18 protein-coding genes are annotated in these 19,829 nt (G+C 69.3%); 14 read left to right on the forward strand and 4 right to left on the reverse strand.

The features are described from left to right. The first annotated feature begins 140 nt into the window (after nucleotides 1-140). From KXC43_RS08935 to cysN, 7 genes are all read left to right on the forward strand, one after another. Nucleotides 141-1,121, forward strand: a complete 981-nt coding sequence (locus KXC43_RS08935) for a ribose-phosphate diphosphokinase (protein ID WP_221375508.1) — start codon at nucleotides 141-143, stop codon at nucleotides 1,119-1,121. A 439-nt stretch (nucleotides 1,122-1,560) separates the two neighbouring features. Then, nucleotides 1,561-2,190, forward strand: a complete 630-nt coding sequence (locus KXC43_RS08940; RefSeq protein ID WP_221375509.1) for a 50S ribosomal protein L25/general stress protein Ctc — start codon at nucleotides 1,561-1,563, stop codon at nucleotides 2,188-2,190. A gap of 77 nt (nucleotides 2,191-2,267) precedes the next feature. Further along, complete coding sequence (gene pth / locus KXC43_RS08945) at nucleotides 2,268-2,873, forward strand: aminoacyl-tRNA hydrolase (protein ID WP_221375510.1); 606 nt, start codon at nucleotides 2,268-2,270, stop codon at nucleotides 2,871-2,873. 141 nt (nucleotides 2,874-3,014) lie between these two features. Further along, complete coding sequence (locus KXC43_RS08950) at nucleotides 3,015-4,874, forward strand: sugar transferase (protein WP_308129016.1); 1,860 nt, start codon at nucleotides 3,015-3,017, stop codon at nucleotides 4,872-4,874. A 21-nt stretch (nucleotides 4,875-4,895) separates the two neighbouring features. Then, nucleotides 4,896-5,783: a 3'(2'),5'-bisphosphate nucleotidase CysQ gene (locus tag KXC43_RS08955; protein ID WP_221375511.1), complete on the forward strand. Its 888-nt coding sequence runs from the start codon at nucleotides 4,896-4,898 to the stop codon at nucleotides 5,781-5,783. 67 nt (nucleotides 5,784-5,850) lie between these two features. Then, nucleotides 5,851-6,762: a sulfate adenylyltransferase subunit CysD gene (cysD, locus tag KXC43_RS08960; protein ID WP_221375512.1), complete on the forward strand. Its 912-nt coding sequence runs from the start codon at nucleotides 5,851-5,853 to the stop codon at nucleotides 6,760-6,762. Then, nucleotides 6,762-8,060 (forward strand): sulfate adenylyltransferase subunit CysN, encoded by a 1,299-nt coding sequence (gene cysN, locus KXC43_RS08965; RefSeq protein WP_221375513.1) that lies wholly within the window; start codon nucleotides 6,762-6,764, stop codon nucleotides 8,058-8,060. The genes cysD and cysN overlap by 1 nt, the downstream gene beginning before the upstream one ends. On the opposite strand, the gene KXC43_RS08970 is transcribed toward cysN, so the two are convergent. Continuing rightward, the gene (locus tag KXC43_RS08970; RefSeq protein ID WP_221375514.1) at nucleotides 8,044-8,874 is read right to left on the reverse strand and encodes an ATP-binding protein; all 831 of its coding nucleotides are present in this window, start codon (nucleotides 8,872-8,874) and stop codon (nucleotides 8,044-8,046) included. The genes cysN and KXC43_RS08970 overlap by 17 nt on opposite strands. A gap of 138 nt (nucleotides 8,875-9,012) precedes the next feature. On the opposite strand from KXC43_RS08970, the gene KXC43_RS08975 reads away from it, so the two are divergent. From KXC43_RS08975 to KXC43_RS09005, 7 genes are all read left to right on the forward strand, one after another. Next, complete coding sequence (locus KXC43_RS08975) at nucleotides 9,013-10,023, forward strand: LacI family DNA-binding transcriptional regulator (protein WP_221375515.1); 1,011 nt, start codon at nucleotides 9,013-9,015, stop codon at nucleotides 10,021-10,023. Between the two features lie 77 nt (nucleotides 10,024-10,100). Continuing rightward, a complete protein-coding gene (gene arfA, locus KXC43_RS08980; protein WP_221375516.1) occupies nucleotides 10,101-11,564 on the forward strand; it encodes an arabinosylfuranosidase ArfA in 1,464 nt (487 codons plus the stop codon). Continuing rightward, nucleotides 11,561-12,889, forward strand: a complete 1,329-nt coding sequence (locus KXC43_RS08985; RefSeq protein WP_221375517.1) for an ABC transporter substrate-binding protein — start codon at nucleotides 11,561-11,563, stop codon at nucleotides 12,887-12,889. The genes arfA and KXC43_RS08985 overlap by 4 nt, the downstream gene beginning before the upstream one ends. After that, nucleotides 12,879-13,835, forward strand: a complete 957-nt coding sequence (locus tag KXC43_RS08990) for a carbohydrate ABC transporter permease (protein WP_221375518.1) — start codon at nucleotides 12,879-12,881, stop codon at nucleotides 13,833-13,835. Before KXC43_RS08985 ends, KXC43_RS08990 begins: the two co-directional genes overlap by 11 nt. Continuing rightward, entirely contained in the window at nucleotides 13,832-14,656 is an 825-nt protein-coding gene (locus KXC43_RS08995; protein WP_221375519.1) for a carbohydrate ABC transporter permease, read from the forward strand. The genes KXC43_RS08990 and KXC43_RS08995 overlap by 4 nt, the downstream gene beginning before the upstream one ends. A 2-nt stretch (nucleotides 14,657-14,658) precedes the next feature. After that, complete coding sequence (locus KXC43_RS09000) at nucleotides 14,659-16,353, forward strand: family 43 glycosylhydrolase (RefSeq protein ID WP_221375520.1); 1,695 nt, start codon at nucleotides 14,659-14,661, stop codon at nucleotides 16,351-16,353. Further along, nucleotides 16,347-17,372 (forward strand): glycoside hydrolase family 43 protein, encoded by a 1,026-nt coding sequence (locus KXC43_RS09005; protein ID WP_221375521.1) that lies wholly within the window; start codon nucleotides 16,347-16,349, stop codon nucleotides 17,370-17,372. The genes KXC43_RS09000 and KXC43_RS09005 overlap by 7 nt, the downstream gene beginning before the upstream one ends. Here the strand turns inward: KXC43_RS09005 and KXC43_RS09010 are convergent. From KXC43_RS09010 to galE, 3 genes are read right to left on the reverse strand one after another with little or no spacing between them, the layout of a single operon-like run. Beyond that, nucleotides 17,369-17,569, reverse strand: a complete 201-nt coding sequence (locus KXC43_RS09010; protein WP_221375522.1) for a hypothetical protein — start codon at nucleotides 17,567-17,569, stop codon at nucleotides 17,369-17,371. The two genes, KXC43_RS09005 and KXC43_RS09010, sit on opposite strands and share 4 nt — an antisense overlap. Nucleotides 17,570-17,613: 44 nt before the next feature. After that, a complete protein-coding gene (gene galK / locus KXC43_RS09015; protein ID WP_221375523.1) occupies nucleotides 17,614-18,753 on the reverse strand; it encodes a galactokinase in 1,140 nt (379 codons plus the stop codon). After that, the gene (gene galE / locus KXC43_RS09020) at nucleotides 18,750-19,724 is read right to left on the reverse strand and encodes a UDP-glucose 4-epimerase GalE (protein WP_221375524.1); all 975 of its coding nucleotides are present in this window, start codon (nucleotides 19,722-19,724) and stop codon (nucleotides 18,750-18,752) included. The genes galK and galE overlap by 4 nt, the downstream gene beginning before the upstream one ends. Nucleotides 19,725-19,829 lie beyond the last annotated feature (105 nt).

The following is a 19,829-nucleotide window of genomic DNA, read 5'->3' on the forward strand; positions in this document are numbered from 1 at the left end:
CCGCCCCTGAGCTGGAATGATCCGGCGAGGGTGAGGCATCCCACGCCACGGGCGCGGAACGTGGCGGGAAAGTGGCCGCGGGGGATACTTCACTCGAATCACATCCCCCACCCCCTCGATCCAACGGGAGTAGCGAGCCGATGGGCAGCATCGTCGCGGAGAACCGTAAGTCTCTGATGCTTTTCTCCGGTCGGGGTTTCCCGGAGCTGGCCGAAGAGATCGGCCAGGTGCTCGGCGTCGCGCCGACCCCCGCCGACTCGTACGAGTTCGCCAACGGTGAGATCTTCGTCCGCTTCAAGGATTCGGTGCGAGGCTCGGACGCGTTCGTCGTGCAGTCGATGACCGAGGGCGTCAACCGCTGGGTCATGGAGACCCTGATCATGATCGACGCGCTCAAGCGCGGGTCGGCCAAGCGGATCACCGTCGTGCTGCCGTTCTATCCGTACGCCCGGCAGGACAAGAAGCACCGCGGCCGCGAGCCGATCTCGGCCCGCCTGGTGGCCGATCTGCTGAAGACCGCCGGCGCCAACCGGATCCTCACGGTCGACCTGCACACCGCGCAGATCCAGGGCTTCTTCGACGGCCCGGTCGACCACCTGTTCGCGATGGACATCCTGGCCGAGCACGTCGAGAAGAAGTACGCCGGCCGCCCGCTGACGGTGGTCGCGCCCGACTCGGGCCGGGTGCGGGTGGCGGAGCGATGGACCGACCGGCTGGGCGGCTGCCCGCTGGCGTTCATTCACAAGACGCGCGACCCGTTGAAGCCCAACCAGGTGGTGGCCAACCGCGTGGTCGGCGAGGTCGAGGGCCGGGTCTGCCTGATCGTCGACGACATGATCGACACCGGCGGCACGATCACCAAGGCGTCCGACATCCTGTGGGAGGAGGGCGCGGCCGACGTGATCGTGGCGTCGACCCACGCGCTGCTGTCCGACCCGGCGACCGAGCGGCTGAAGAACAGCCGGATCAGCGAACTGGTGGTGACGAACACGCTGCCGCTGCCGCCCGAGAAGCGGCTCGACAAGATCACCGTGCTGTCGATCGCGCCGCTGCTGGCCCGCGCGATCCGCGAGGTGTTCGACGACGGCTCGGTGACGACCCTCTTCGGCGGGCTGAGCTGACGATCGCGGCGGCGGCAATCCCGCGAAAGGCGGCTTTGTGATTCATGCGTCGCGCGGGTGAGGAACTTTGCCGGTTTTATGGGGTCATACACCGAAGTTTTCGCCGTGCAAGTTGCATCGAGCGGGTGAAGTTCGCGCAGAGTGCCGGACCGCGCCGGACCCGCTGATCCGTACGCTCACGCAGTAGGTAAGATAGTGCGGTTGCCACGGCGAGGGTGCCCCGCGGTCTGCTGAGGTTCGCAGCCATTTTCGGGGGCACCGTGATCGACGCGGTGCTCCGGGCCTGTGCCCCGCGCGCCCCTTGCCCGGCAGCGCCGACGACGGCCATCAGCACCGACGGCGGCCGTCAGCCACCGACACACTGCCGAATTGCACCACCGCAAAGGCAAGCAACGCCGACTACGTCGCAGCCCGATCCAAGAGTTTCAGGAGTTTCCCCGTGTCCGAGGTAAAGATCAGCGCCGAGCCCCGCACCGAGTTCGGCAAGGGTGGTGCCCGCCGCACGCGCCGGGCCGGTTTGGTGCCCGCCGTGCTTTACGGCCACGGCGAGAAGCCGGTGCACATCGCGCTGCCGGCCCGTGAGTTCGCCGCCGCCATCCGGCACGGTGGCCTCAACACCGTGTTCACGATCGACATCGTCGGTGCCTCCGGCGCCACGCTGGCCCTGCCCAAGGCCATCCAGCGTGACCCGATCAAGGACACCTACGAGCACGTCGACCTCATCATCGTCAAGCGTGGCGAGAAGGTCCAGGTCGACGTCCCCGTGACGCTGGTCGGCGAGGCCGCTCGCAACACCTTGGTCGTCAACGAGTCGAACACGCTGGCCGTGGTCGCCGAGGCGATGCACCTGCCCTCCGGCTTCGAGGTGTCCATCGAGGGCCTCGAGGCGGGTTCCCAAGTCACCGCGGGCGACGTCAGCCTGCCGACCGGCACCGAGCTGGCCGTCGAGCCCGACTTCGTGCTCGCGATCATCTCGCAGGCGCAGACCGCTGAGCAGCTCGAGGGCGACACCGGCGAGGCCGGCGAGTCCGCCGAGGGCGAGACCACCGAGGCTGCGACCGAGGAGTAAGACCCGCCTAGTCGGCGTACGAGCAAGTGACCGGGGAAAGTGCCGCTACAGGCACTTTCCCCGCAGTCGTGTCCGGGATGGGGAGGGGAAAGTCAGTGAGCGACGAGTCGCCGTGGCTGGTGGTCGGTCTCGGTAATCCGGGCAAGGAGTACGCCGGCAACCGGCACAACGTGGGCTTCCTGGTGGCCGACCTGCTGGCGTCCCGGGTGGGCGCGAAGTTCGGCCGGGCGAAGCGGGTTCAGGGCGAAGTGGCCGAGGGGCGGTTGGGGTTCGGGGGTCCGAAGCTGGTTCTCCTGAAGCCGCTGACCTACATGAACCTTTCCGGTGCGCCTGTGGTCTCGCTCGCTCAGTTCTTCAAAGTGCCTGTGTCGAACGTGATTGCCGTGCACGATGAGCTTGATGTGCCGTTCGGACAGATACGGGCCAAGCGTGGCGGTGGTGAGGGTGGCCACAACGGTCTCCGCTCCATGTCGAAGTCGTTGGCGGACAAGGAGTACGCACGGGTGCGGTTCGGCATCGGCCGTCCGCCCGGCCGGCAGGACCCGGCCGACTACGTGCTCTCCGACTTCTCCGGCGCCGAGCGCAAGGAGCTGGACTTCCTGGTCGACCGGGCAGCCGACGTCGTCGAGGCGATCGTGCTCGAGGGCGTGGAGTGGGCGCAGAACAAATACCACGGCGGTTGATGCCGCGGGGTCGAAACGTTTAGATCGTTTGGGCGGTTTTGTCCGTCTCCCGATCCCGTGACGCTCACGACTGTCCGACCGTTGGTCAGACGTATGCACCGGATCGGTGCAAAAGCGACCGGCGTTTGGGGGAGGTTCGGGGTGCAGCAGAAGCTGTCCGCGCAGGAGGCGGTGCTGTCCCAGCCGACCGTGCTGCTGCCGGCGATCCGGCCGGTGCGTCCACCGGTGCGCCCGCCCGAGGGCTACGGGTGGGCGAACCACCCGCCGGCCAACACCGGGTCCATGCGTACGAAGATCCCCGCTCCGGTCGTGCCGTTGAGCCCGCCACCGGCCGGATCCTCGTCACCCGGCTCGACGATGCACCTCGGCGTCACCGCACCGGCCCGCCCCCGGCCGACCTCGCCCAACCGGGTCGACCAGCCGTCCGGCCGGTCCGACAACGCCCCGCCGCTGTCGGCCGGTGGCAAGTCCGACGTCGCGCGCAACCAGGCGGTCGACCGGCACTGGTCGGAGCGCCCCAGCAAGTCGGCGGCGACCCGCCCGGCCGCGCGCCCCTTCCTGCGGGTGCGGGGCCGGCACGCCGCCATGTCGCGCCGGCAGCGCTGGGAACGCCAGTACGTGCGCTCGCTGGTGCTGTGCGACCTGATGGCGGGCACGGCGGCCGGCGCGGTCACCTTCGGACTGCGCTTCGGCGACGAGGTGACCAGCTACAACCGCGCGTACGTGCTGCTGTCGTTCCTGCTGCCGGCGCTGCTGCTGACCGTGCTGGCGGTCTCGCGGGCCTACGAGCGGCGGTACCTGTTCGTCGGCACCGACGAGTACCAGCGGGTCCTCCGCGGTGGGGTCGGCCTGATCGCCGGCGTGGCCCTGGTGTCGTACGCGCTGGATCTTGATCTGGCCCGCAGCTATGTGCTGGCCGCCCTGCCGACGGCGATCGTCTCGTCGATCGTCCTGCGTTTCGCGTTGCGCAAGCGGCTGCATCTGTCGCGGGCCCGGGGCGAGAGCCTCCGCCGGGTGATTCTGGTCGGGCACGAGCTCGCGGTGATCGGCATGTCCCGCCAGCTGCGGCGCGAGCGTTACCACGGGCTCGAGGTGGTGGGCGCGTGCCTGCCGCCCGGGCACGACGGGGTGGGCGTGAGCGGGCCGCAGGGGCTGGCCGTCTACGGCACGTTCGAGGACGTGGCGGGTGCGGTCGAGCAGGCCGACGCGGACACGGTGGTGGTGCTGAGCTGCCCCGAGCTCGACGGCGCGGCACTGCGGCGGCTGGCCTGGCGGCTCGAGCGCGACGAGGTCGACCTGGTGGTGGCGAGCTCCCTGGTCGACGTGGCGGGCGCCCGGACGACGATCCGGCCGTTCGACGGGCTGCCGATGCTGCACGTCGAGCACCCGCGCCTGCACGGCGGATCGAGGCTGGTCAAGGAGGTGTTCGACCGGATCGGGGCGCTCGCGCTATTGATGATCTTCGGTCCCTTGCTGCTCGGCCTCGCACTCTGTGTGCGCTGCACCTCGCGCGGGCCGGTACTCTTTCGACAGGTGCGGGTCGGCCGCGACGGCCGGTTGTTCCGCATCTTCAAGTTCCGCAGCATGTATGTGGATGCCGAGGCGCGGCTGGCCGAGTTGCGGCATCTGAACGAGCACGACGGCGTGCTCTTCAAAATGCGTGACGATCCGCGGGTGACCCGGATCGGGCGCTATCTGCGACGTTTCTCGCTCGACGAGCTGCCGCAGTTGCTGAACGTGGCGCTGGGGCAGATGTCGCTGGTCGGACCGCGGCCGCCGCTGCCCTCCGAGGTGGCGGCGTACGCCGACGACGTGCGGCGCCGGCTCGCCGTCAAGCCGGGTATGACAGGCCTGTGGCAGGTATCCGGACGTTCGGATCTGCCGTGGGAGGAAGCGGTCCGGCTGGACCTGCGCTATGTGGAGAACTGGACGCTGAGTTTGGATCTGGTGATCCTGTTACGCACCATGACCGCAGTGGTGCGCTCGTCCGGGGCGTACTGAGCTTGAGGGAGCTGCAAACAGATGGGCGAGCGGACAGAGACGTCGGCCCGTGTGACCTCCCAGCGGGAGAGCAATGACGGCGGCACGCCGCCGGTGATCGACGCGGCCTTCGCCCGGTGGCTGGCCGACAAGGCGGGGCAGACCCTGCTTCAGGTACGGGAAGAGATGGGCTACGCCGACGGCAAGGCACTCAAGGCGGCCGGCGACAAGGCCGCGCACCACCTGATGCGGGCCGAACTGGCGCGCTGGCGCCCAGCCGACGCGGTTCTCTCCGAGGAGGACGACCACGCGCGCGACGCCTGGCGCGAGGGCGAGCAGAGCACCGTGCGCCCCGAACGCCTGGGCGCCTCGCGGGTCTGGATCATCGACCCGCTGGACGGCACCCGCGAGTTCTCCGAACAGGGCCGCACCGACTGGGCCGTCCACGTGGCGCTCTGGACGGCCGACTGCTCGAGCCCGTCCTGCCTGGCCGCGGGCGCGGTCGCGATGCCGGCTCAGCACCGCACGATCGCCACCGACCACTCCCCGGCCTATCCGCCGATGCCGCTCGACGCGACGGCCCGTCCGATCCGGATCGCCGCCAGCCGCACGCGGCCCCCGGCCTTCGTGACCGCCCTCGCCGAGGACATCGGGGCCGAGCTGGTGCCGATGGGATCGGCCGGCGTGAAGATCGCCGCGGTGATCAGCGGCGAGGCCGACGCCTACGTGCACGCCGGCGGCCAGTACGAGTGGGACTCAGCCGCACCGGTCGCTGTGGCGTTGGCCACGGGCCTGCACGCTAGCCGAATCGACGGATCTGAGCTGAAATACAACGGGGCCGACCCTAAGTTGCCGGACCTGGTGGTGTGCCGTAAGGATCTCGCTCCTCGGTTGCTTGCAGCGTTGCAGCGTCACCTTCCGTCAGAATGACGGTTCTTCACTAGCAACACAGCCGCAAACCCCCTGATCCTCTAGATCCGATGTCTGGGAGCCACCGATGAGCCAGACGAAGCCGTACCGCGTCTCGCATCTGGATGCCCTCGAAGCCGAGAGCATCTTCGTCATGCGCGAGGTCATGGCCGAGTTCGAGCGTCCCGTCCTGCTGTTCTCCGGCGGCAAGGACTCGATCGTCATGCTCCGGCTGGCCGAGAAGGCCTTCGCCCCGGCGCGCATCCCGTTCCCGGTGATGCACATCGACACCGGCCACAACTTCGCCGAGGTGCTCGAATACCGCGACCAGCGGGTCGCCACGCTCGGACTCAACCTGGTGATCGCCAGCGTGCAGGAGGCGATCGACACCGGCCTGGTGCGCGAGCTGCCCGACGGCACCCGCAACCGCATCCAGACCCCGGTGCTGCTGGCCGCGGTCGAGAAGTACCGCCTCGACGCGCTCTTCGGCGGCGCCCGCCGCGACGAGGAGAAGGCGCGCGCCAAGGAGCGCATGTTCAGCTTCCGCGACGAGTTCGGCCAGTGGGACCCGAAGAACCAGCGGCCCGAGTTGTGGGGGCTCTACAACGGCAAGCACCACCCGGGCGAGTCGATCCGGGTGTTCCCCCTGTCGAACTGGACCGAGTTGGACGTCTGGCACTACATCGCCAAGGAGCAGATCCCGCTGCCGAGCATCTACTACGCCCACGACCGTGAGGTCGTCGAGCGCAGCGGCATGTTCTACGCGGTCAACGAGTTCATCCGGCTCCGCGACGGCGAAACCTCCGAGGTGCGCCGGGTCCGCTACCGCACGGTGGGCGACGCCTCGCAGACCGCCGCCGTGCTCTCCGAGGCCGACACGGTCGACAAGGTGATCGACGAGGTCGCCGCCACCCGGATCACCGAGCGGGGCGCCACCCGCGGTGACGACAAGGTCAGCGAGGCCGCGATGGAAGACCGCAAGCGAGAGGGTTACTTCTGATGAGCCAGGCCGTCCTGGAGACCGAGACGGCGCCTGCCGCGCGCATGGACCTGCTGCGGTTCGCCACCGCCGGCAGCGTCGACGACGGCAAGTCGACCCTCATCGGCCGGTTGCTCTACGACACCAAGACGATCTTCGCCGACCAGCTCGAGGCGGTCGAGGCGGCCAGCGCGTCCCGCGGTGACGAATACACCAACCTGGCGCTGCTCACCGACGGTCTGCGGGCCGAGCGTGAGCAGGGCATCACGATCGACGTGGCGTACCGCTACTTCGCGACCCCGCGGCGCAAGTTCATCATCGCCGACACCCCGGGTCACATCCAGTACACGCGGAACATGGTCACCGGCGCCTCGACCGCCGACCTCGCGCTGATCCTGGTCGACGCGCGCAAGGGCCTGGTCGAGCAGTCGCGCCGGCACGCCTTCCTGACGTCGCTGCTGCGCGTGCCGCACCTGGTGCTCTGCATCAACAAGATGGACCTGGTCGACTGGGACAAGGCGGTCTATGACAAGATCGCCGACGAGTTCACCTCGTTCGCGGCCAAGCTCGAGATCGGCGACCTGACGATCATCCCGGTGTCCGCGCTGAACGGCGACAACATCGCGTCGCGCAGCGAGAACAGCCCGTGGTACGACGGCCCGTCGCTGCTGCACCACCTCGAGCACGTGCACATCGCCAGCGACCGCAACCTGGTCGACGTGCGGTTCCCGGTGCAGTACGTGATCCGTCCCCAGTCGACGACCGTGACCGACTACCGCGGCTACGCGGGCCAGGTCGCCTCCGGCGTGCTCAAGCCGGGCGACGAGGTGCTGGTGCTCCCGTCCGGCATGACCAGCACGATCGCCGCCATCGACACCGCCGACGGCCCGGTCGACGAGGCCTTCCCGCCCATGTCGGTCACCGTGCGGCTCAACGACGAGATCGACATCTCGCGGGGCGACATGATCTGCCGGCCGCACAACGCTCCCGCCGTCGCTCAGGACATCGAGGCGATGGTCTGCTGGATGGACGAGACGGCCCCGTTGCGGGTCGGCGGCAAGTACGCCATCAAGCACACCACCCGCTCGGCCCGCACGGTGGTCCGCGGCCTGCAGTACCGGCTCGACGTCAACACCCTGCACCGCGACGAGCAGGCCGGCGAGCTTCAGCTCAACGAGATCGGCCGGGTGCGGCTGCGCACGACGGTGCCGCTGCTCGCCGACGAGTACCGGCGCAACCGCACCACCGGCGGCTTCATCCTGATCGACGAGAGCACCAACCGCACGGTCGCGGCCGGCATGATCATCGAGGCTCAGTAGGGCCCTCGTTACGCCGATTGGGCGGCAGCCGCGGAGCGTCGTTCCGCGGCTGCCGTCGCTCCGTCTCCAGCGGTGGTTGCAGCGTCGCCCAGACCACCTTGCCCGTACGGGTCGGCAGGCTGCCCCAGGCGACCGCGAGCGCGCTGACCACCTGCAGGCCGCGCCCGCGCTCGTCGAGGGGCAGGCCGCGGCGCACCCGGGTCATTTTGAGCGGTTGCGGCAGATCGTCGACGCTGTCGGCCACGCTGAGGTGGATGCCGGCGCCCCGCAGACTGACCGCCACTGTCATCTCGGTGCCGGCGTGCTCGATGGCGTTGTTGACCAGCTCGGACATCACCGACCGGCTCGGATGCAACAGCGCCACCCGGCCCCAGGCCAGGCAGGCGTCGCTGATCAGGTTGCGGGCCAGGCTGGGCGATTCCGGGTCGGGCCCCAGGGTGAGCGTGAGGCGCTCGGTCAGGGGCAGGCGGCTCGCGATCGCCACCCGGGCCTGCCGCACGCGGGCGTAGATGGGCAGATGGGTGCGAGAGCCCAGACGCTGCATGCGGTCGGCCAGCGGCAGTTCGGGCGGGATGCAGAGGGCGAGTTGCACGGAGGGCGCCAGCGCGTCGGCCGTCTGCCGCGCCGCCACCCAGGTCGGCGCGCTGGCGCCGGTCGGATCGTCGAGACCGGTGAGGTCGACGATGAGCGCCTCCGGGTGCTCGGCCAGGCACTGCTGCAACCGCTCGGTGGTCCGCTGCCACAGCGCGCGATCCCATCGCCCGGTCACGGTCAGCAGCGCGATCGACGCATCGACCTCACTCTCGAGGTGCACCGCTGACTCCTTCACCGGCAGACACGCTGCGCTCAGGGACATGTCGCCACGGTAATCCCCCTCGCCGATCTCTGAGGCGCCCCTTAGCTCCGCCGGGTGATCGGACTTAAGTCCTGCAACGTTGTATAGTCCCTTTTCGTGCCAGCAGGCCTCAAGGACGTCGCGGCGCGGGCCGGTGTATCGATCAAGACGGTCTCGAACGTCGTCAATGGTTACGTGCACGTGGCTCCGGCCACCCGTGCCCGGGTGCAGGCTGCGATCGACGCCCTCGGCTACGTGCCCAACATGGCTGCCCGCCAGTTGCGCAGCGGCCGCTCCGGTGTCATCGCGCTGGCCGTGCCGGAGCTTCAGTCGCCCTATTTCGCCGGGATCGCCGGACTGATCGTGCAGGCCGCCGAGCGTCGATCATGGACGGTGCTGATCGATCAGACCGACGGACAGGCCGAGCGCGAGCGTGACCTGGTCGAGGGCTTGCGGCGGCACGCAATCGACGGCCTGATCTTCAGCCCGCTCGCCCTGGCCGGTGAGGAGCTGGCATTGCGCGACGGCACGCCGATGGTGCTGCTCGGCGAGCGGGTCTGGCACGGGCCGGCCGATCACGTCGCGATCGACAACACCGCGGCCGCGGCCGACGCGACCCGGCATCTGACCTCGCTGGGCCGGCGCCGGATCGCCGCGATCGGCGTGCAGGACAGACCCTCGGCGGTGACCGCCCACCAGCGTCTGGCCGGCTACCGGGCCGCGCTGGCGGAGGCCGGGCTGCCGTTCGATCCGGCGCTGGAGATGCCCGCGGACGGCTTCCATCGGGTCGACGGGGCGGCCGCGATGGCCCGCCTGCTCGATCTGGAGTCACCGCCGGACGCCGTGTTCTGCTTCAACGACCTGCTCGCCCTCGGGGCGATGCGGACGCTGTTGTCGCGCGGGGTCTCGGTGCCCGGCGACGTCGCGCTGATCGGGTTCGACGACATCGAGGACGGGCGGTTCTCGACGCCGACGCTGAGCACCGTCGCGCCCGATGCGCCCCGGATAGCCCAGCTCGCGGTCGATCTGCTGGCTGAGCGCCTGAGTGACGGGCCGGCCGCGGCCGGAGCCCCGCGCGAGCTGCGAGTGGATCACCGGCTCGTCGCCCGCGAGAGCACGTCCGGCTGACGTCGTTTCCGTTTCGTTTCGAGATCTTTGCCGCGGTCTCTTTACAACGATGAATGCAACGTTGTAAAAAGTGGGGCATGGCAGTGGCGCAGCTCACCCTCGATCCGGCTTACACGATCGCCCCCGTCGACCGGCGGCTCTTCGGCTCGTTCGTCGAGCACATGGGGCGATGTGTCTACACGGGCATCTTCGAACCCGGTCATCCCTCCGCCGACGCCGACGGCCTGCGCGGCGACGTGCTCGACCTGGTGCGCGAACTCGGCGTGACCACCGTCCGCTATCCGGGCGGCAACTTCGTCTCCGGCTACCGCTGGGAGGACGGGGTGGGCCCGCGTGGCGACCGCCCGCGCCGGCTCGACCTGGCCTGGCGGGCGCTGGAGAGCAACGCGTTCGGACTGAACGAGTTCATGCGCTGGTCGTCGCTGGCCGGTGTCGAGCCGATGATGGCCGTCAACCTGGGCACCCGAGGGATCGAGGCGGCCGCCGAGCTGGTCGAGTACTGCAACCTCGCCGAGGGCACGGCCGCCTCCGACCTGCGCCGCAAGCACGGCGTCGCGCAACCCCACGACGTACGGCTGTGGTGCCTCGGCAACGAGATGGACGGGCCCTGGCAGATCGGCAGCCTCACCGCCGACGAGTACGGGCGGCTCGCGGCGCGAGCCGGGCACGCCATGCGCCGGGTCGACCCGAGCATCGAGCTGGTCGCCTGCGGCAGCTCCAACTCGGACATGCCGACCTTCGCCGCGTGGGAGGCCACCGTCCTCGAGCACGCGTACGACCAGGTCGACTACATCTCGCTGCACAGCTACTACGACCCCGAGAAACACGACGAGGCCAGCTTCCGGGCGTCCGCGGTCGACCTCGACGGGTTCATCGACAACGTCGTGGCCACGGCCGACCACGTACGCGCCAAGCTGCGCCGCCAGAAGCGGATCAAGCTGTCGCTGGACGAGTGGAACGTCTGGTACCAGTCCCGGTTCACCGAGCCCGAGGACCGTGCGATCGAGGAGCTGCCGGCCCTGATCGAGGACGACTACAACGGCACGGACGCCGTGGTGGTCGGCAACCTGCTGATCAGCATGCTGCGGCACGCCGACCGGCTCACCGTCGGCGCCCAGGCCCAGCTGGTCAACGTGATCGCGCCGATCCGCACCCGGGCCGGCGGCGAGGCCTGGCGGCAGACGATCTTCCACCCGTTCGCGCACACCGCGCGGCTCGCGCGGGGCACCGTGCTGCGCCCCGCTCTCACCTCGCCGGACATGACCACCGGCCGCTTCGGTGAGGTGCCGTCCGTCGACGCCGTGGCCACCCACGACGAAGAGTCGGGCGCCCTCACCCTCTTCCTGGTCAACCGTGGCACCGAGCCGGTGCCGCTCGCTGTCGACCTGCGCGCCTTCCCTCGCCACCGCCTGCGGGAGCACCTCACCCTCAGCGCCGAAAAGCCCGAGCTCACCTCGGTTCCGATGAGCGACGGCGACGAAATCCTCCTTCCGCCCGTGTCCTGGCACGCGCTGTGCCTCACCCCTGAGGAGTCTCGATGAATCTTTCACGCCGTAATTTGATGGGTCTGGGCGTAGGCGCCGGCGGCGCCGTGCTCCTGAGCGCCTGTGGCGACAGCGGCCCCAACGAGAAGGTGACCGGTGGCGGACAGAACGCCGCGCCGGCCGCGACCGCGTACACCGGGCCGAACGTGACTCTGGCCTTCTGGAACGGCTTCACCGGCGGCGACGGCCCGTTCATGAAGAAGCTGGTCGACCAGTTCAACACCGAGCACCCGAACATCAAGGTCACGATGAACACGTACCAGTGGGCCGACTACTACCAGAAGACGCCGGCCGCCGTCGCCACCGGCAACGGCCCGGACGTCGGGGTCATGCACGTCGACCACGTCTCGACCAACGCCGCCCGCGGCGTGGTCCTGCCGCTGGACGACCTGGCCAAGGCGCTCAACTTCAAGGCCGAGGACTTCTCGCCGCCGGTGTGGAACGCGGGGGTCTACAACAATGTCCGCTACGCGATCCCGCTCGATGTGCACCCGCTCGGCTTCTTCTACAACAAGGCCGTGATGGAGAAGGGCGGTCTCGACCCCGAGAAGCCGCCGACGAACAACGACGAGTACCAGGCGGCCCTGGAATCGATGAAGGCCAAGGGGATCCAGGGCGACTGGGTCACCCCGTTCGAGTTCACCGGCAGCATGCAGTTCCAGTCGCTGCTGTGGCAGTTCGGCGGCGACCTCTTCGACGACCAGGGCACCAAGGCGCTCTTCGCCGAGCAGCCCGGCGTGCAGGCGCTGACCTGGATGACCGACCACGTCAAGAACGGCTTCAGCCCCAAGAACGTGGCTCAGGACGCCGACATCGTGGCCCTGCGCAACGGTAAGAACGCGTTCAACTGGAACGGCATCTGGACCATCAACACGCTCAAGGAGGACAAGAACCTCGAGTGGGGCGTGGCGCCGCTGCCGCAGATCGGCACGCAGAAGGCGGCCTGGGCCGGCTCGCACCAGTTCGTGCAGTTCAAGCAGAAGACCAAGGACGACAACAAGCTGACCGCGGGCAAGGTCTTCATCAACTGGATCAGCCAGCACTCGATCGAGTGGGCCCGCGGCGGCCAGGTGCCGGCCCGTGCCGAGATCCGCAACGGCGCCGAGTTCAAGGCGCTGCCCGAGCAGGCGGCCATCGGCACGCAGATCGACTACCTGCACTTCCTGCCGCCGAAGCCGGGAATCGCCGACGTCATGGCCACCATGGTCACGGCGATCAACGAGGCTGTCCTCGGACGCAAGGAGCCGGCCAAGGCGCTCTCCGACGGCGCCGCCAAGGCCAACCAGCTCCTGGAGCAGAACGCCAAGAAGTATGGCAGCTGAGACCGCAGTCACCCGTACGCCGCCGGCGCAGGCTGGGGAGGCCGGCGCCGGCGGCCGGGTGCGCCGGACCGGGCCACTCACGGCGTACCTGTTCCTGTTGCCGTACTTCGTCGTGTTCGCCACCTTCGTGCTGGCGCCGGCGGTCTACGGCCTGTGGATCAGCCTGCACGACTGGGACTACCTGCTCCCGGGCAAGCCGTTCGTCGGGCTGGACAACTACAAGGCACTGTTCGACTCGAACTCGGCGGTCTACAGCTTCTGGTGGGAAAGCCTGTCGGCCACCGGCATCTTCACGCTGTTCAGCGTTCCGCTCCTGCTGATCATCCCGTTGATGCTGGCGCTGCTGCTCAACCGCAGCTTCAGGGGCCGCACGTTCTTCCGGGCGGTCTACTTCGCGCCGTACGTCCTCGGGGTCGCCGTGATCGGTGTGCTCTGGCGTTTCGTGCTCGACCCCAACCTGGGCGTGGTCAACTCCGTGCTCGGCGCGATCGGGTTGCCGGGGGACACGCCGTGGACCACAGCGCTGCCCTGGGCCTGGGTCACGCTCGTCGGCGTGACCGTCTGGTGGACGCTCGGCTTCAACGCCGTGATCTATCTGGCCGGTCTGCAGGACATTCCGCGTGAGCTGTACGAGGCAGCGCGGATCGACGGCGGCGGCAAATGGGCCGAGTTCCGGCACGTGACGCTGCCCGGTCTGCGCCCGGTGCTGCTGTTCGTCACGGTGAACACGGTCCTGGTGTCGGCCAACATGTTCGGGCAGTCCTATCTGATCACTCAGGGCGCGCCCGGCACCGAGACCCGCACGGCGATCATGTACATCGCCCAGGTCGGCCTGAGCGACTACAAGATGGGCAGCGCCGCGGCGATGAGCTACCTGCTGACCGCGTGCCTGCTGGTGATCAGCCTGATCGTGTTCCGCATGTTCCGGGAGAAGGACGCATCATGAGACGCGTACGCCCGATCGCCTGGTACACCGTCCTGATCGGACTGAGCCTGGTCTTCATCGCGCCCCTGGTGTGGATGCTGCTCACCGCGTTCAAGACGCCGGGCGAGGCCACCCGGGTGCCGCCCACGGTATTCCCCGCGGAGCCCACCACGGGCGCCTTCGACACGCTGCTGGGCAACTCCCAGACGCCCGTGCTGCGCTGGTTCCTCAACAGCGTGCTGGCCGCTACCGGCCAGGCCGTGCTGGTGCTGGCGGTCGCTTCGATGGCGGCCTACGCCCTGGCCCGGCTCGAGTTCCGGGGCAAGAAGCTGATTTTCGGCATGATCATCGCGACGCTGTTCATCCCGAGCTTCGTGCTGATCATCCCGAACTTCCTGATCGTCGACCGGTTCGGGATGCTCGACACGTTGTGGGCCCTGATCATTCCGGGGGCAGCCGGCGCGTTCGGCGTCTTCTTCCTGCGGCAGTTCTTCCTGAGCCTGCCCAAGGAGCTCGAGGAGGCGGCCGTGCTCGAGGGGGCCAACTCCTGGCAGATCTTCACCCGCGTGGTCCTGCCGCTGTCCAAGCCGGCCCTGGCCACGCTCGCGGTGATCAGTTTCCTGACCAACTGGAACGACTTCATCTGGCCGATCTACGTGCTGTTCAGCCCCGAGCAGTTCACGCTGCCGCCCGGCCTGGCCATCCTGCAGGGCGCGTACACGATCAACTACCCGGTGATCATGGCGGGCGCGCTCGTGGCCAGCATCCCGGTGCTGCTGCTGTTCATGGTGGCGCAGCGCTACGTGATCGAGGGTGTCTCCCGTTCCGGCCTGAAAGGATGATCATGCGACGTCTGACGGCCGCACTCGCGGCGGCGATCACTCTGATCGGTCTGACCGCGTCGGCGGCGCACGCCGGCAGCGCGCCCGGACCGCGCAACCCGATCTCGGCGAGCTTCGCCGACACCTTCGCCGACCCGGTGATCGTCCGCGGCGACGACGGTTACTACTACGGCTTCGGCACATCCGACCCGCTGCGCGAGGGCGAGAAGGTCGCGCACCGGATTCCGATCGCGCGCTCGACCGACCTGAAGAACTGGAAGTACGTGGGAGACGCCTTCGGCGAGCTGCCCCCGTACGCCGCGGCGAACGCTTCGCTGTGGGCGCCGGACGTCCGCAAGATCGGCAACCGCTGGGTGCTGTACGCGACGGTGACCGAAACGGCCGGCACCCCCGGGGCCTCGTCGATCGGCGTGGCCACCGCGCCCAAGCCGACCGGCCCGTGGACCTGGACGGACGAACCAGCCGTGCCCCCGCGCGCGGCCCCCGACGGCGGCTGGTGGTGGACCTTCGACCCGTCCCAGCTGACCACCCCGGACGGCAAGAAGTACCTCTACTACGGCAGCTACTTCGGCGGTATCTGGGTCAGTGAACTGACCGCCGACGGCCTGCGGATCACCGGCACGCCGACCCGCGTCGCCGTCGACAACAAGTTCGAGGGCGCGTACGTCGTACGGCGCTCGGGCTACTACTACCTGTTCGCCTCGTCGGCCAACTGCTGCGCGGGCCCGACCACCGGCTACTCCGTGTCGGTCGGCCGGTCACGCAGCCCGCTGGGCCCCTTCACCGACCGCGACGGCCTCAGCCTCAACGTCTCGCGCGCCGGTGGCACGCCGGTGATCGCGCCCAACGGCAACCGCTGGGTCGGCACCGGCCACAACGGCTTGATCACCGACAAGCGGGGGCAGGACTGGTTCGTGTATCACGCGATCGACCGCAACGACCCCTATCTCGACGAGCCGTTCGGCATCAACGAACGCCCGATGCTGATCGACCGTCTCGACTGGACCGGTGGCTGGCCGACCGTGAACCGCGGTAACTGGGCCTCCGACAGCCGCGACGCGCGACCGGCCCCCACGCCGGTGCCGGGACGGCTGCTGGCCTCCTCCTCCGACGAGTTCAGCGCGACTTTGCCGGGCTGGAGCTGGGTGCGGCAAGATGCCGCGGCCACGGTGAGCGGGGGTGCGCTGCGCTGGCCGGTGCAGGGCGCTGACCTCACCGGCACGTCGAACAGCGCGGGTGTGCTGCTGCGGACGCCGCCGAAGGGCCGATGGATCGCCGAGACGAAGCTGACGCTGCCGCTGGGCGAGGACGTCGTGCGCAACTTCCAGCAGGCCGGGCTCATCGCCTACGCCGGCGACGACCTGTTCGCGCGGCTCAGCTCGGTCGCGATCTGGAACACGCGGCAGGTCGAGTTCGGCAAGGAGATGCCGTTCGCGGATGCTCTCTCGTACGGCGGGACCATCGCCGGGACGCCGGGGCTCACGACGACGTGGCTGCGGCTGGCGCACCGGGTCGACCCGGTGAACGGCGAGCACGAATACCGCGCCGGCGTCAGCCGCGACGGCAAGGGCTGGACGTGGGGTGGCGTGTGGACGTTGCCGGCCGACAGCAACCCGCGGATCGGCCTGGTCGCCCACGGCGGGGCGGAGCCGGCAGTCACGGCGTCGTTCGACTATCTGCGGTTCTACCAGTGGTGAAGCGAGCATTGCTGGCCGCGGCCCTGGCCGCGGCCCTGGTCGCGGCCGGCTGCTCGTCCGGCTGCTCGTCCCCGTCACCCGCTCCGGCGGAGAAGGAACAGGCCGAGGTGACTTTCACGAACCCCGTGTTCAGCGACAACTTCCCCGATCCGGGCGCGTTGCTCGTCGGGGACACCTGGTACGCGTACGGAACCAACAACTCCACCGAGAACGTGCCCCTGCTGACCTCGCCCGACCTGGTCGCGTGGACGCCCGTCGGCGACGTCCTGCCGCAGGTGGGCAGGTGGGCCGAGCGCGGCAACACGTGGGCGCCCGAGGTCATCACCGCCCCGGGCGGCAAGTTTCTGCTCTATTACACGGCCCGCTCGACGGCGACCAACCGTCAGTGCATCGGCGTGGCCGTCGCCGGAAAGCCGGAGGGACCCTTCGTCGACGACTCCGACAAGCCGCTGATCTGCCAGGCCGACGAGGGCGGGTCGATCGACGCCAGCCCGTTCACCGACGAGTCGGGGGAGCGCTGGCTCTACTGGAAGAACGACGGCAACGCGATCGGGCAGCCGACGTACCTCTACGGCGCCCGCCTCAGCGACGACGGGCTCTCGATCAGCGGCGAGCCGAAACAACTGCTGGTCAACGACGCCGGCTGGGAGGCCCACGTCATCGAGGCGCCGCAGATGGTGCGCCACGACGGCCGGCTCTACCTGTTCTATTCGGCCAACGCCTTCGACAAGGAGGAGTACGCCCTGGGCTACGCCACCTGCGAAGGTCCGTTCGGGCCGTGCGTCAAGGCCTCGGAGAACCCGATCCTGCACACGTCACCGGCCGCGGCCGGCCCCGGGCACGGCTTCCTGGTCACCACGCCGGCGGGTGAGTCGTGGATGCTTTATCACGCCTGGCCACCCAGCGCGGTCGGCAGCGTCGCACCCGGCCGGCAGCTCTGGCTCGACCGGGTCGACTGGGTGGACGGGCGACCCGTGGTGAAGGGTCCGACCGTCGAGGCTCAAGCAGTTCCGCGTTAGGACTTGTCGTCCCGGGTGGTGGCCTCGTCGATCGCCTCGCTGATGGCTTCGGTGAGGTCACCGGCCGGCACGGCGACGCTCTCGCCGAGGCCCTCACCGGTGCCGCGCTCGGGCTCGGGCGCGGTCGCCCCGCCGGCGAAGCCGAACTCGTTGGGCTCGTCGTGTTCCTGCTCGCGGCCCTCGTTCTGTGCAGTCATGCCCATCGGTTACCCGATGGGCATGCCCTTGAAGCCACCCAGCGTTAAAGCCGTCCCGCGCCCGGTCCCGCCGTGACGGTCCAGGCTGTCGGGGGTGTGAAGCCTTCCTTGGCGTACGCCTCTTCGACCGCCGCGGTGACCTCGGCCGCCTTGTCCGAGTCGATCAGGGCCAGCACGCACCCACCGAAGCCGCCCCCGGTCATGCGGGCGCCGTACGCGCCGGCCCGCAGGGCGGTCTCGACCGCGAGGTCGACCTGGCGCACCGTGATCTCGAAGTCGTCGCGCATCGAGACGTGCGAGGCGGTCAGCAGCGGCCCGATCTCGCGCACCTGGCCGGCGTGCAGCAGCTTCACCGTGGCCAGCACGCGGTCGTCCTCGGTCACGATGTGCCGGACGCGACGGCGCATCACCTCGTCGTCGAGGCGGGTCAGCGCGTCGTCGAGCTGGTCGCCGGTGATGTCACGCAGCGCGCGCACCCCCAGCAGGCGGGCCGCGTCCTCGCACGACTTGCGGCGGGCGCCGTACTCCCCGTCGACGTGCTGGTGCGGGGCGTTGCTGTTGATGACCAGGATGGCCAGGCCCGCGGCCGCCAGGTCGAACGGGATCTGCTCGACCTCGTACGACCGGCAGTCGAGGAACAGCGCCCGGCCCTGTTCGCAGCGGATGGACGCGGACTGGTCGAGGATGCCGGTGGGCGCGCCGACGTAGACGTTCTCGGCCCGCTGGGCGATCGCCGGGCGCTTCTCGAGCGGCACGTCGAGGCCGCCGAGGTCGATCAGCGCGGTCAGCACCGACGACTCGAGCGCGGCCGACGACGACAGGCCGGAGCCCAGCGGCACCTCGGAGGCGATCGCGATGCGTGCGCCGGACACCTCGTGGCCCGCGTCGGCCAGCGACCATACGACCCCGGCCACGTACGCCGCCCAGCCCGTGACCGCGCCGGGCTCGGTGAGCCCGAAGCTGACCGGCTCGTCCTCGAAGGTCGAGCACACCGTCCACTCACCGGCCGGGGCCGGCCCGACTGCCGCGATCGTGCGCTGCGGCAGGGCGAACGGCAGGACGAAGCCCTCGTTGTAGTCCGTGTGTTCGCCGATCAGGTTGACCCGGCCCGGCGCGGCCCACAGACCCGTGGGCTCGGCGCCGTACGCCTTGCGGAAGGCGCCGACGGCATCGTCGACGATCATGCGACGTGCTTGCGGTAGAAGGTCCAGGCGTCGCCGATCATCGCCTGGAGCGTGTTCTTCGCGGGCACCCAGCCCAGCTCGTCGCGGGCTCGCTCGGACGACGCGACCAGGGTGGCCGGGTCACCGTCGCGGCGCGGGGCGATCTCGACCGGCAGCTCGGTTCCGGTGACCTCGCGGGCCACCTCGGCGACCTGCTTGTTGGAGAAGCCGTTGCCGTTGCCGAGGTTGTAGATGCGGTGCTCGCCGGCCGTCGCCGCGTCGAGCGCGAGCAGGTGGGCGCGGGCCAGGTCTTCGACGTGGATGTAGTCGCGCACGCACGTGCCGTCGATCGTGGGGTAGTCGTCGCCGAAGAGCTGCAGCTTCTCGCGCTTGCCGGCGGCCACCTGCAGGGCGATCGGGATGAGGTGGGTCTCGGGGTCGTGCCGCTCGCCGATCTCGTGGTCGCCCGAGATGTAGGCTCCCGCGACGTTGAAGTAGCGGAGCGAGACCGCGGCCAGGTTGTGCGCGAACGCCTCGGAGGTGAGCGCGTGGTCGAAGGTGAGCTTGGTGGCCCCGTACGTGTTGGTGGGAGCCTTGACCGCGGACTCGGTGATCGGCAGCTCGACCGGGTTGCCGTAGACAGCGGCGGTGGAGGAGAAGATGAACCGCGGCACCCCGGCGGCGCGCACCGCGTCGAGCAGGGCGAGCGACTTCACCACGTTGTCGTGCCAGTACAGCTCGGGCTTGACCATCGACTCGCCCGCCGCGATCAGGCCCGCGAAGTGCAGCACGGCGTCGAAACCGGAGCCGGGCGTGAGCACTTGGGCGGCGTCGCGGATGTCGGCCTCGACGAAGGTGGCGTCGGGCGCAACCGCCTCGCGGAAGCCGGTGACCAGGTTGTCGAGGACAGTGACCTGGTGGCCGGCGTCCAGCAGGAGCCGGCTGGTGACGCTGCCGACATAGCCGGCGCCCCCCGTGACGAGCAGTTTCACGGCGTTACCCTTCCGCAGATTAGGCCTTCATAGTTCCACCAACTTCGCTCAAAAGTCAACATCTTCAAACATTCGACCCGACCCCACGGGTCGTTCGCGAAGGCT

The sequence above is a fragment of the Paractinoplanes polyasparticus genome, from assembly GCF_019710575.1.
GTDB classification, from domain to species: Bacteria; Actinomycetota; Actinomycetes; order Mycobacteriales; family Micromonosporaceae; genus Actinoplanes; species Actinoplanes polyasparticus.